Below are 11,986 nucleotides of genomic sequence, written 5' to 3'. Positions count from 1 at the left end.
CGTTCCTAGAAATTGGACATGATGGCGGCGCTGGGCGCGTCGATCGGCTTGCCGGCGGCTTTCAGCTTGAGTTCGCGCTCCCGCAGCGGCCCCTGCTCCGCGATCAGCCAGGCATGGATGGCGTCGACATCTTCGACGCTCAGCAGGTCGTCCCAGCGCGGCATGCCGTTGGGCAGCAGCAGCCCTTCGCGTACGATCTGATTGAAGACATCATGCGTGCCCGGCTGCATCCGGCGCAGGTCCGGCGCGGTGGAGCGTAGCTGGTTGCTGTGGCAGATGGCGCAATTCTGGAAGAAGAGCACCTGCCCTTTCGCGATGGTCGCGGGCGTGACGCCGGGCTTTTGCGCGGGTGGCGCCTCGGCCGGTTCCAGCGGCGGCAGAGGCGTGGGCTGCGACACCGCTCCGCCGTCCAGCTTGAACACCAGTATGCGGTTGGCATTGCCGTTGCGATAGGCGGCCGAATAGCGCGGCACATAACCCCAGCCACCGCCGCCAAAGCCGGCCGCGACCGCAACATATTGCACGCCCTTCACGCGATAGGTCATGGGCGCGGCCATGATCGCGCTGCCGGTGTCGATGGACTTGATCAGCTTGCCGGTGTCGGCATCACGGACGACCAGCTTGCCACCGATCGTGCCATGGACGATCAGGCCCGACGCGGTGGAGAGCATGCCCATCCGGTCCTGCCAGCCCTCGGTCGGAACCGACCAGCGCGCCTTGCCGGTCAGCGGGTCGATGGCGCGTAACTCACTGCTGTAGGGCTTGTCCTTCACCCATTGCATTTCGGGCAGCTTTTCCACCTGCTCCCGGATCGCGGGCGGCAAAGTGGGCAGCACGGCCTGCAATTGCGGGGTGAAGATCAGCGTCGTCTGGACGTTGAGCGCCTTGGGCCGGCGCGCTTCCGCCGGGGTGCCGGGGGGCACGGTGAACATGAGGTTACCCATGTCCAGCACATGGGCGAAATAGCTTTTGCGCTCCGCATCATAGGCGGCCGGATACCAGTTGCGCGCGCCCGCAGAGGCGGGGAAAATAAGGCGCGGGCTGTTCCAGAAATCGGTGCGGTCCGGCGTCATCTGCGGGACGCCGTCCTTGTCGAAGCCTTTGGTCCAGTTGGTCCGCACCAGAGGATTGACGCGTAGCGGCTTGCCGGTTTCGCGGTCCAGCACGAAGAGGTAGCCGTTCTTTGGCGAATGGAGAATGACCGGGCGAACCTGCCCGTCCACTTCCATCTCCGTCAGCACCATCGGCTGGGTGGCGGTGAAGTCCCAGCTGTCGCCGGGCGTTTCCTGATAATGCCATTTGACCGCGCCGCTCTTTGCGTCGAGCGCGACGATGGAGGAGAGATAGAGATTGGTGCCGCCCTTGGGCGAGCGCGTGGCTATCGAATAGGGGCCGCCATTGCCGACGCCGATATAGACAGTGCCGAACTTGGGATCATAGTTGATCGCGTCCCAGACGGTGCCGCCGCCGCCGATATCCCAGCGGCTCTTGGCGTCCCAGGTCTTGAGCGCGGCGTCGAGCGCCTTGTCTTCCTGCGGTCCCTTCGCCGGGTCATGCGGCACGGTGTAGAAGCGCCAGGCCTGCGCGCCGTCGGCGATGCGATAGGCGGTGACATAGCCGCGCGTGTCATATTCCGCGCCGGCATTGCCGAGGATGACGACGTCGCCCGCCACTTCGGGCGCGCCGGTGCTGGTGTAGCCGCGGCTGTGATCGACCACCGTATCGACTTTCCACAGGACTTTGCCGTTCTTCGCGTCGAGCGCGTAAAGCATGCCGTCGAGCGCGCCGACCATCACCTTGCCATTGGCGACGGCGACGCCGCGATTGGCCTGATCACAGCAGGCGGATCGGTTCGCCTGCATGTCCACCTCCGGCTCGAAGGTCCAGAGCGGCTTGCCGGTCGCCGCGTCGAGCGCGTAGACGCGGCCGAGATTGCCGCTGGTGTACATCACCCCATCGACCACCACCGGCGTCGCTTCCTGCACGCGGTTGGTGTTGAGGTCATAGGACCAGGCGAGGCCGAGCTTGCCGACATTATCCTTGTCGATATCGGTCAGGCGCGAATGATGGCTGCCCCACACGTCGCCACCGGTATAGGGCCAGTCATCGCCGGCCCCGCTGGCGCCGCCCGGTCCGCGACCGGTGCAACTGGTCAGTGCCAGCAGGCCGGCCAATATCAGCAATGCTTTTTTCACAGGGGCCAGCTTTCCTTGTGCGCCAGCATCACGTCGCGCAGGCTTTTGGGCTTGCGGCCGGTGATCTTCTCAACCCAGTCGGTTTTCTGCGCGAAATAGCCTTCGCGGATCGACTGGCCGAAGGTGACCATATCATCGCTGGACCAGGGGATCGGGCCGTCGGGAATGATGTCGGAGGCGTGGCGCGGCGCGCCGAGCGAATCGAAATAGGCGAACATCGCCTCGTCATCGACCGCTTCGACCACGATCGGCTTGCCGGCCAGTTCGCTGGCCAGCGCCATCGCCTGCGGGATGGTGATGAGGTCGGGGCCGGTCAGGACATAGGCTTTATTCTCGTGCCCCGGCTGGGTCAGCACGCCCACGGCGGTTGCGACGCAATCGTCACGGCTGACGAAAGCGACCGGGCCATCGCCGCAATTGTCGGGCTTACCGCCGAACATCAAAGCGGGGATCGTCATCGGGCCGGCAATCGCCTCGGCATATTGGCTATCGCGCAAATGGGTCCAGGCCGCGCCGGAGGCTTCGATAATCTCCTCGGTCGCGCGATGGTCATTCTTCACGATCGCGGGATTGCCGGGCTGATCGGCGGCGATGATCGAGGTGTAGACGATGTGGCGGACACCGGCCGCGACCGCCGCCTCGACAGCGTTCCGATGCTGGCCGACACGGGTGCCGACGCGGGCGGTGCTGATCAGCAGCATCCTTTCGCCATCGGCCATGGCAGCGGGCAGGCTGGCAGGATCGTCGAAATCGGCGAAGCGAACGTCGGCCCCGCGCGCGGCGAGGTCGGCCAGCTTGGCCGGGGTACGGGTCAGCAATATCGCATCCTGCGGCGCGACCGTTTCCAGCAGCAGTTCCGCTGCCGCCCGGCCGAACGATCCCGAAGCGCCTGAAATGATGATCTTCCCCATGCGTCCTCTCGCTTGCATCATCTGTCGTCTTGTTGCAGATAATCGTAACGAATGTTATTATCGCGTCAAGCCATAGAAACACAGGAGAGTGACTATCATGCCTTCCCTTCCGATCGAGGACAGGATCGCGCTGCAAGACCTGATCGCCGCCTATAGCTGGGCGCTCGATACCGGCGATGTCGACGGGCTGGTCGCCTGCTTCACACCCGACGCGCGTATGGTGGAGGAGGTGTTCGATGATCCCGACATCTGGGAAGGGCATGAAGGGATTCGCGGCATCGCGGAACATTATCGCAATGCGCCGGGCTTTCCGGGGCGCCAGCATCATGTGACCCAGACTCAATATACCGCGCAGGATGATGGCAGTTGCACGATGCGCTCCTTCGCCTTCGTGACGGAGTGCGAGGGCGAGCCGCCCTATCTGCTGCGCTTTGCCGGCTGGTATGACGATCATGCGGTGAAGGGCGCGGACGGCCAGTGGCGCTTCCATCGCCGCACGGTGCGACTGTGGGATGGCGAGGTGCTGAAGAATTTCCCCGGACGCGGGGAGTGGGTGCCGCGCAAACGACCGGATTCGCTGATTATTCGGCGATAATTTGGTATATAAGGGCCGTTCGTCCTGAGCCTGTCGAAGGACTGTTTTTCTCTACTCATGTGAGAAAGAAGGACAGGGCTTCGACAGGCTCAGCCCGAACGGAGTCTTGAATTAACGGCGGATCATCACCCAACTAAGCGCGGGCATCATCTTGCTGTCAGGTGGGACGGCGCATCGGCCCATTTTGTCCAACGCGAGTTCAGCAAAGGCTTCTGGCCAGGCCGCATCGGAGAGCTGCGCCAGCTTAGCAATGCTGGCGCCGTCCGACGCACAATTAGCCATCATAGGCCCATTGCCATGACGCACCAACGCCATGCGGCGATAGCCCGCTTCGGCCGCAATCTCCCCGATCAGCAGTTCGTCACTCCTCCGGGTAACGCCGAAGATCGCTGCCGGTGCAGAAGCGAGCAGGGCCTGCATCTGCCGCACCCGGTCACCCTCGATCGCCACGGCCTGCCCGCCCAGATAATGCGCGCGAGTGGCGAAACGGCGACCAGCCGGCAGTTCAGGATCATGCAGCAGCAGCGGCACTGTTGCTGCCTCCACCCGTCCGCCCGCCAGCGCAGCCGAAGCCACCGCAACACTTGCCAGAAAGCCCCGCCGCGACAGGCCGCTCATGGCTTGGCTCCCTTCGCCAGATGCTCCGCGATCAGTTGCAGGTCGGCGTCGCTCACTTCGCCGCGCGGGATGGCGGGCATGTTGCCGATGCCCATGCGCGCGGCCTGCACCACATAGTCGGCGGTCAGGTCGGTGCGCTTTTCCAGCAAGGGCTGGTCGGTACGGCGCGCCAGCAGCCCCGTTCCCATGCCACCCGGCCCATGGCACATGGCGCATTTCGCCAGATACAGTTTCTCGCCCGGCCCCGCAGCAGGACGCGACGAGAGGGTTTCAGGCGCTGGCAAGGGTGGTGGCCCCTTGGGCGCTTCCTTCGGCGCCTCGCTCGCGCGGCCACAGGCGGACCCGGCCAATATCAGCGCGGCGCCCGCCAGCGCGATCATCCCCCGGCGCATCAGCCCTGCCCTCCTGCATGGCTGCTGGGCCAGATGCCGCTCTTGCCCGGCGCGATCACCCCCTTGGGATCGAGCGCGTCCTTCACCTTGCGGTTGAGTTGCCCCAGTGCGCCCTTGTTATAATCATAGGTGCCTGCAACCGCGTCCATATAGTCGAGATGGGTGCGATATTCGCCGTACCCCTGCGCCTTCGCGTCGGCGATCAGATGTTTGAGGAAGGGATCGACCCGGCCCATCAGATCCGGGTCATCCTTGTTGATCAGCACGGCATTGACGTTGATGAGGTGGCGCTCGCCAAAGGCGAAGCTGGCCTGATAATCCATGCCATACTCCTTGTAGCGGGCGTAAGTGCGCTGGAACTGCGCCTGCGCCGCCGCGCCCGATTGCGGCAATATAGGCGAGAAGCCGATATGTCCGCCCCGCCCGCCATGCCAGTTGGCATTCTGCATCGGCATGGTGAGCGGCGTGCCGGTCCAGCCGGTGGCCTCCAGCGGTTCGCCGGTCTTCCATGTCGTGGGACGCAGCGACATAGGCTTCAGCTTACCCAGTTCCTGCTCCAGAATGGCGTACGCCGCCTTGTTGACCGATTCCCGGCCGTAGAGGCGCAGGCTGACGCCCCACCATCCGACATTGAATTTCTTGCGGATCGCCGCGATCACATCGTCGGGCAGCGCGCCGGGCTTGTCGGTCCACTGGTCGCGGGTCGTGACCACGGCGGCGGCGCGCAGCCAGTTGCCGATGGTCGGCGACTGCTGCAACAGCCCTTCGCGACGGAGCGGCGCGATCGCGTCGATCAGCGGTCCCAGATCCTCTGGCCGCTCAAACTCCAGATCCATGCCCATCAGCGATTCCGGCGCTGGCATCAGCCACAGGCCCATCTTGGTGACGATACCGAAATTAGACTGGACGAACATCTGGTCCCAGCCGGGGCCAAAGCCGAAGCGATAGAGTTGCCATGTCGGCGCGCCATCCAGCGCGCCCATGCCGGTCCTCACGACCAGGCCGTCGGCCATCACCGCCTCTATGCCGCAGATGCGGGTCGCATGTTCGCCATAGGGAGTATAGCCCATGCCGCGATCCAGCGCGTTGCCGACCACCGATCCCCAGCTATTGCCGGGCACCGACAGCCAGTGCTTCATGCCCTTGGATTTCAGGAAATCGTAGAGATCGTAGAAGCCGACGCCCGGCTCCAGCAGCACCGTGCCGTTCGCTTCGTCATAGTCGATCTTCTTCATGCGGCTGAGGTCGAGGACAACCGATCCCGCCAGCACCGGGGCAGACCCGCCATAGCCCAGATTCTTGCCCCGGCTGATCGGCCAGAGGGCAATGCCGCGTTCGGCGGCGATGCGGACGATCGCCTGAATCTCCTCCACGCTGGCGGGCGCGACTGCGCCGGCGGGATGGTGGCGGGCATCGTCGATCGCGAATTTATCCTGATAGCTCGCCTGATCCTCCTCCGCGAAGAAGACATGATCCTTGCCGACGATCGCGGCAAAGGCCGCGATGGTGGCCGGCGCTATCTGGCCCTTCTCATTCATCCCACCTCACTCCGCCGGTCGAGCCGGCGTTTTTTAATAACGATCGTTATTATCTGAACAGGCGGCCCGCTTGTCAAGCGAGGCTGTAAAAAGCGCTTGCCTGCATAACGCATCAGATTGTATGCCAATGATACATATTGCAGGAGCAGGATCATGGATGAGCAGGACGTCGTTTCGGTACATGTCGAAAACCGCATCGCCTGGGTGAATTTCGCCCGCCCCGCCAAGCGCAACGCGATGAGCCCGACGCTCAACCGGCGCATGATGGAGGTGCTGGACGAACTGGAATATCGCGACGATGTCGGCGTGCTGGTGCTGGGCGGCGAAGGCACGGCCTGGTCGGCGGGCATGGACCTGAAGGAATATTTCCGCGAAACCGAAGCGCTGGGCCTGCGCGGCGTGCGCAAGTCGCAGGCGGAAAGCTATGGCTGGTTTCGCCGCCTGCGCTGGTATCAGAAGCCGACCATCGCGATGGTCAATGGCTGGTGTTTCGGCGGCGGCTTCGGTCCGCTTTTCGCCTGCGACCTCGCCATCTGCGCGGATGAGGCGCAGTTCGGACTATCGGAGATCAACTGGGGCATTTTGCCGGGCGGCGGCGTGACCAAGGTGGTGGTCGACCTGCTGCCGATGCGCGACGCCATGTGGCTGACGCTGACGGGCGACCTGATCGACGGCAAGGCGGCGGCGACCATGCGGCTGGTCAATGAAAGTGTCCCGCTGGAGCAACTCAAGGCGCGCACCACGCAAGTGGCCGAGATGCTGCTGAAGAAGAATCCGGTGGCGCTGAAATTCGCCAAGGATGCCGTCCGCCGCGTGGGCACCATGACCTATGACGAAGCCGAGGATTATCTGGTCCGCATGCAGGAGGCCGCCAATTTCCACGACAAGAGCGAAGGCCGCAAGGAAGGCATCCGCCAGTTCATTGATGAAAAAAGCTACAAGCCGGGTCTGGGCAGCTATGATCTGAGCAAGGCGAAGACCTCGGCCTGATACTGTTCGGGGTCAGGCCGTAGCCTGACCCCATCCACCGCCCAGCGCGCGGAACAGATCGACCTGCGCGAAGGATACCGCACGGGTCGCGGTTGCCAGGTCGGCCTCGGCGCTGGCCAGCGTCCGTTGCGCGTCCAGCACCGTCAGGAAGTCGATCTGCCCTTCCCGCTGCCGGGCCAGGCTGATCCGCGCGGCGCGGGCGGCTTCATCCCGCGCGGCACTCAGTGTCTGCGCCCGTTCGATCGCATGGGCATAGGCGGACAAGGCACGCTCCGTTTCCTCCAGTGCCTGCAACACCGTGCCGTCGAACGTGGCGAGCGAGGCATCGCCGTCTGCCTTCGCCGCGCCGATGCGCGCACGGATCGCCTCCTGATTGGGGAAGGCCCAACTGATGAGTGGTCCCAGCACCCAGTTCAATGGTCCGCCACCGAACAGATTGCCGCCGCCCAGTGCCGTGCTGCCGACCGAGGCGCCCAGCGAGATGCGCGGATAGAGATCCGCCGTCGCCACGCCGATACGCGCGGTGTCGGCCGCAAGCCGCCGTTCCGCCGCCCGCACGTCGGGCCGCCGTGCCAATAGTGCTTGGCCGTCACCGACCGGGATCGGCTGCGACAATTGTGGGGTGCGGGTCGCGGCACGCACCGTGTCGGGCAATTGCTGCGGCGTGCGGCCTGTCAGAGTCGCAAGGCGGAACAAAGCCGCATCGCGATCAGCCGCTAGCGCGGGGATCGTCGCCTTCTGCTGGTCGCGCAGCGTCGTCACGCGGATGACGTCCAGCCGGTCCGATCGGCCAGCCTCGAACCGGGCGCCGGTGATGCGGATCGACTGGTCGAGCAGGCCGACCGTGCGCTGCGCCACCGCCAGCCGTTCCGATGTGGCGGTGACGTCCAGATAGGCACGCACCGTGTCCGCGATCACCGCCACGCGCACGCCGTCGGCATCCGCCTGTGCCGCGGCATAGTCGCCGCGCGCCGCTTCCACGCCGCGCTTCACCCGACCGAACAAATCGACTTCGTAGCTGATGTCGAGGCCGCTATCGAAGACCCAATTTTCCCGATCGAGGCCGGGGAGGGATTGGGCCGCCGAGGTGCGGTTGTAGGTTTCGGACGCGCCCAGGCTGGTCTGCGGCAGGCGATCCGATTTCGCGCCGCGCAGCGACGCGCGTGCCCGCTCGATCCGCGCCACCGCCACGCGAATGTCGGTATTGGCGGCGAGCGCATCACTGACCAGCATGTCGAGCAGCGGATCGCCATAGAGCGTCCACCAATGATCCTGCGCTGCCGCCGCAGTGACTGCGGGATTGGCCGACGGACTCGCCGCTCCGATGAAGGGAGCGGCGGCCGTGGCCGGGGTGGCGGGCGCCTTATAGTCCGGCCCGGCGGCGCAGGCCGTAAGGGCACTGGCGCCGAGCAGCAAAGCGATGAAGTTCCTTGTCATGGCTTTTGTCCTTATTCGGCCGGCTGCAACGCAGGTTCGGCCCCATCATTGCCGGCTTCCGGTCGGCGGCGGGCGAAACGATCGCCCAGCGCGCGGCACACGACATAGAAGGTAGGGGTGAAGAGCAGGCCGAAGGCGGTCACACCGGCCATGCCGAAGAAGACGGCCGTACCCAGTGCCTGCCGCAATTCGGCCCCCGCCCCCGTGGCGATCACCAAAGGCACCGCGCCCAGAATGAAGGCGAAGCTGGTCATCAGGATCGGACGCAGACGGGTCTGGGCGGCCTGAACGGCGGCTTCGACCGGCGACAGGCCCTGCTCTTCCTCCGCCTGCTTGGCGAATTCGACCACCAGAATGGCGTTCTTCGCGGCAAGGGCGATCAGCACGACCAGACCGATCTGCGTGAGAATGTTGTTGTCCATCCCCCGCAGGTTCACGCCCAGCATGGCCGCGAACAGGCACATCGGCACGATCAGGATGATCGAGAGCGGCAGCGTCAGGCTTTCATATTGCGCCGCCAGCACCAGGAAGACGAAGAATACCGCCATGCCGAACACCAGACCTGCGGTATTGCCCGCGCTGACCTGCTGATAGGCGACGCCGGTCCATTCGCTGGCGTAACCGGCCGGGGCCGCGTCGGCGAGCTTCTCCATCGTGGCGAGCGACTGGCCCGAGGAATAGCCCGGCGCCGTGTCGCCGTCGATCTCCACCGCCGGCAGCAGATTGTAGCGGACCACGCGATAGGGACCGGTCTTGTCCTTGAAGGTGGAGACGGAGCCGATCGGCACCATCTGGCCACTGTTCGACCGGGTTTTCAGGTTCGCGATATCCGCCACCGTGCCGCGATGTTCGGCATCGGCCTGCGCGGTCACGCGATAGGTGCGGCCCAGCAGGTTGAAGTCGTTGACGAAGGACGACCCCAGATAGACCTGCATCGCTTCGAAGATGCGCTCGGGCGGTACGCCCAGCAGGTCGGCCTTGCGCCGGTCGACATCCGCATAGACGCGCGGCGTGCCGACGTCGAAAAGGGTGTAGACCATGGCGAGGCTGGGCGTCTGGTTCGCCTTGGCGATCAGATCGTTCGCCACCTTGTTGAGTTCGGCATAACCGCGATCTTCGCGATCCTCCAGCATGATGCGATAGCCGCCGGCTGAACCGATGCCCTGAATAAGCGGCGGGGGCACGAGCAGGATGCGCGCCTTGTCATAGCCGGCGACGGCCTTGTTCGCCTGTTCCATGATGCCGGCATAGGTGGCGCCTTCTTCCTTGCGTTCGGCAAAGCTTTTGAAGGGGAAGTAGATCGCCGCGCTGTTGGGCGCCTGCGTCTGCGAGGGGCCGTGGAAGCCGGCGAACATCACTGCGCCGCGCAGCCCCTTGATCGGCAGGATTTTCGCCGCGACTTCGCGCGTCACCTTGTCGGTGCGTTCGAGCGAGGCGCCGGATGGCAGTTGCACCACGGCCAGAAAATAGCCCTGATCCTGCGCCGGGATGAAGCCGCCGGGCGTCACCCAGAACAGGGCGATGGTGGCCGCGATCAGGCCGGCATAGGTCAGCAACATCTTCTTTGGCCGAGCGACGAGGAAGCGGGTGAGGCGGCCATAGCCCGCGCTCATCCGATCGAAGCCGGTGTTGAAGCCATCAACTACCACACCCAGCTTCTGTCGCCAGACCGGATCGCCGCTGCGGTCGCGGGGACCGTGCTTTTCCTTGAGCAGGAGTGCGGCGGCAGCGGGCGACAAGGTAAGCGAGAGGATCAGCGAGATGACGGTCGCGGTCGAGATGGTGACGGCGAACTGCTGATAGAAGGCGCCGGAAATGCCGGTGATGAAGAGCGTCGGCACGAACACCGCGCACAACACCAGCACGATCGCGATCAGCGCGGTCGACACCTCATCCATGGAGACGCGCGCGGCCTCCAGCGGCGACATGCCATTCTCGATGTTGCGCTCGACATTTTCGACCACGACGATGGCGTCGTCGACGACGATGCCAATGGCGAGGACCAGGCCGAAGAGCGACAGATTGTTGAGGGAATAACCAAGCCCGGCAAGGATCGCCGCCGTGCCGATCAGCGACACCGGGATGGCGATGATCGGGATGATCGCCGCGCGCCAGTTTTGCAGGAAGACGAGGATGACGAGGACGACGAGCAGCACCGCTTCGATCAGCGTGTGATAGACGGCGTCGATCGACTGGCTGATGAACTCGGTCGGGTTGTAGATGATGCTATATTCCAGGCCCTTGGGGAAGCGCTTGGACAGTTGCTCCATCTCCGCCTTCACCTTCTCCGCTGCGTCGAGCGCGTTGGAGCCGGGGCGCTGCATCGTCGCGATGACGACGGTGGGTTTGTTCGACAGATAGGTGTTGGTGCCATAATCCTGCGCGCCCAGTTCCACGCGCGCGACATCGCTGACGCGCACCTGATGACCGGTGGCGTCGGTGCGGATGACGATGCTGGAAAATTGTTCGGGCGTGTTGAGGCGCCCCTGCATTTCCACGCCAAGCTGGAAGGCTTCGCCGCGGTCATAAGGGGGCTGGCCGATGGAGCCGGCCGACACCTGCACGTTCTGCGCCCGCAACGCGGACACGACTTCGCCGGCCGTCAGGTCGAGCGCGGCGGCGCGGTCCGGGTCGATCCATACGCGCATCGCATAATCGCGCGCGCCGAACATCTGCACGTCGCCCACGCCGTCCAGACGGGCGAGCCGGTCGCGCACCTGCGTCAGCGCATAGTTGGAGATATAGTCGCGGTCGAACGTGCCGTCCGGCGACTGCAAATTCACGACCATCAGGAATTCGGGCGTGGTCTTGCGCGTGACGATGCCGAGGCGCTGTACCTCTTCGGGCAGGCGCGGCGTGGCGACGGCGACGCGGTTCTGCACCAGCACCTGCGCGGCGTCGAGGTCGGTGCCGATCTTGAAGGTGACGGTGATGACGACCTTGCCATCGCCGGTCGACTGGCTGCTCTGATAGAGCATGTCGTCGACACCGTTGATTTCCTGTTCGATCGGCGCGGCCACGGTCGATGCGACCGTTTCCGCCGATGCGCCGGGATATTGGGCGGACACCGTGACCGTGGGGGGCACGATATCGGGATATTGGGACACCGGCAGGCCGATAAAGGCGAGCGCGCCGACCACGGTGATGACCACCGCGATCACGGCGGCGAAGATCGGCCGGTCGATGAAGAAACGGGAGAAGCGCATCGGATCGTCCTTTGCGAGCGAAAGGGATGCCGCGCGATCCGGCAGGGGCCGGATCACGGGCTGAGGAATTGTGTTTCTAAAGCCCCTCCCCTTTAGGGAAGGGG

Annotated in this window: 9 protein-coding genes; 2 read left to right on the top strand and 7 right to left on the bottom strand. The window is 64.7% G+C overall.

Annotated elements, in window-relative coordinates; translation table 11 throughout:
• Positions 1–5: 5 nt before the first annotated feature.
• On the bottom strand, positions 6–2,195 hold the full coding sequence (locus RQH62_RS04925; RefSeq protein WP_311267635.1) for a PQQ-dependent dehydrogenase, methanol/ethanol family: 2,190 nt from the start codon (positions 2,193–2,195) through the stop codon (positions 6–8).
• On the bottom strand, positions 2,192–3,106 hold the full coding sequence (locus RQH62_RS04920; RefSeq protein ID WP_311267634.1) for an NAD(P)H-binding protein: 915 nt from the start codon (positions 3,104–3,106) through the stop codon (positions 2,192–2,194). The genes RQH62_RS04925 and RQH62_RS04920 overlap by 4 nt, the downstream gene beginning before the upstream one ends.
• Positions 3,107–3,203: 97 nt before the next feature.
• On the opposite strand from RQH62_RS04920, the gene RQH62_RS04915 reads away from it, so the two are divergent.
• Complete coding sequence (locus tag RQH62_RS04915) at positions 3,204–3,701, top strand: nuclear transport factor 2 family protein (RefSeq protein WP_311267633.1); 498 nt, start codon at positions 3,204–3,206, stop codon at positions 3,699–3,701.
• Positions 3,702–3,812: 111 nt separating this feature from the next.
• Here the strand turns inward: RQH62_RS04915 and RQH62_RS04910 are convergent, their stop codons facing one another.
• From RQH62_RS04910 to RQH62_RS04900, 3 genes are read right to left on the bottom strand one after another with little or no spacing between them, the layout of a single operon-like run.
• Positions 3,813–4,319 (bottom strand): hypothetical protein, encoded by a 507-nt coding sequence (locus tag RQH62_RS04910; protein ID WP_311267632.1) that lies wholly within the window; start codon positions 4,317–4,319, stop codon positions 3,813–3,815.
• Complete coding sequence (locus tag RQH62_RS04905; protein WP_311267631.1) at positions 4,316–4,711, bottom strand: cytochrome c; 396 nt, start codon at positions 4,709–4,711, stop codon at positions 4,316–4,318. The genes RQH62_RS04910 and RQH62_RS04905 overlap by 4 nt, the downstream gene beginning before the upstream one ends.
• On the bottom strand, positions 4,711–6,249 hold the full coding sequence (locus RQH62_RS04900) for an FAD-binding oxidoreductase (RefSeq protein WP_311267630.1): 1,539 nt from the start codon (positions 6,247–6,249) through the stop codon (positions 4,711–4,713). The genes RQH62_RS04905 and RQH62_RS04900 overlap by 1 nt, the downstream gene beginning before the upstream one ends.
• A 153-nt stretch (positions 6,250–6,402) precedes the next feature.
• Between RQH62_RS04900 and RQH62_RS04895 the strand changes: the two genes are divergently transcribed.
• A complete protein-coding gene (locus RQH62_RS04895; RefSeq protein WP_184274334.1) occupies positions 6,403–7,239 on the top strand; it encodes a p-hydroxycinnamoyl CoA hydratase/lyase in 837 nt (278 codons plus the stop codon).
• A gap of 12 nt (positions 7,240–7,251) precedes the next feature.
• Here RQH62_RS04895 and RQH62_RS04890 read toward each other — a convergent pair whose 3' ends face one another.
• Together RQH62_RS04890 and RQH62_RS04885 are read right to left on the bottom strand one after the other, a co-directional pair.
• Positions 7,252–8,676, bottom strand: coding sequence for an efflux transporter outer membrane subunit (locus RQH62_RS04890; RefSeq protein WP_311267629.1), 1,425 nt, complete (start codon positions 8,674–8,676; stop codon positions 7,252–7,254).
• A gap of 11 nt (positions 8,677–8,687) precedes the next feature.
• Entirely contained in the window at positions 8,688–11,882 is a 3,195-nt protein-coding gene (locus RQH62_RS04885; protein ID WP_311267628.1) for a multidrug efflux RND transporter permease subunit, read from the bottom strand.
• Positions 11,883–11,986 lie beyond the last annotated feature (104 nt).

It is taken from the genome of Sphingobium sp. WCS2017Hpa-17 (assembly GCF_031843765.1).
GTDB lineage: Bacteria > Pseudomonadota > Alphaproteobacteria > Sphingomonadales > Sphingomonadaceae > Sphingobium.
This window is presented reverse-complemented; position numbering and strand designations above follow the sequence as displayed.

Coding starts and splice junctions, on each gene's coding strand:
- RQH62_RS04915 (WP_311267633.1), top strand. CDS start 3,204: ATGCCTTCCCTTCCGATCGAGGACAGGATCGCGCTGCAAGACCTGATC.
- RQH62_RS04900 (WP_311267630.1), bottom strand. CDS start 6,249: ATGAATGAGAAGGGCCAGATAGCGCCGGCCACCATCGCGGCCTTTGCC.
- RQH62_RS04905 (WP_311267631.1), bottom strand. CDS start 4,711: ATGCGCCGGGGGATGATCGCGCTGGCGGGCGCCGCGCTGATATTGGCC.
- RQH62_RS04890 (WP_311267629.1), bottom strand. CDS start 8,676: ATGACAAGGAACTTCATCGCTTTGCTGCTCGGCGCCAGTGCCCTTACG.
- RQH62_RS04920 (WP_311267634.1), bottom strand. CDS start 3,106: ATGGGGAAGATCATCATTTCAGGCGCTTCGGGATCGTTCGGCCGGGCG.
- RQH62_RS04910 (WP_311267632.1), bottom strand. CDS start 4,319: ATGAGCGGCCTGTCGCGGCGGGGCTTTCTGGCAAGTGTTGCGGTGGCT.
- RQH62_RS04885 (WP_311267628.1), bottom strand. CDS start 11,882: ATGCGCTTCTCCCGTTTCTTCATCGACCGGCCGATCTTCGCCGCCGTG.
- RQH62_RS04895 (WP_184274334.1), top strand. CDS start 6,403: ATGGATGAGCAGGACGTCGTTTCGGTACATGTCGAAAACCGCATCGCC.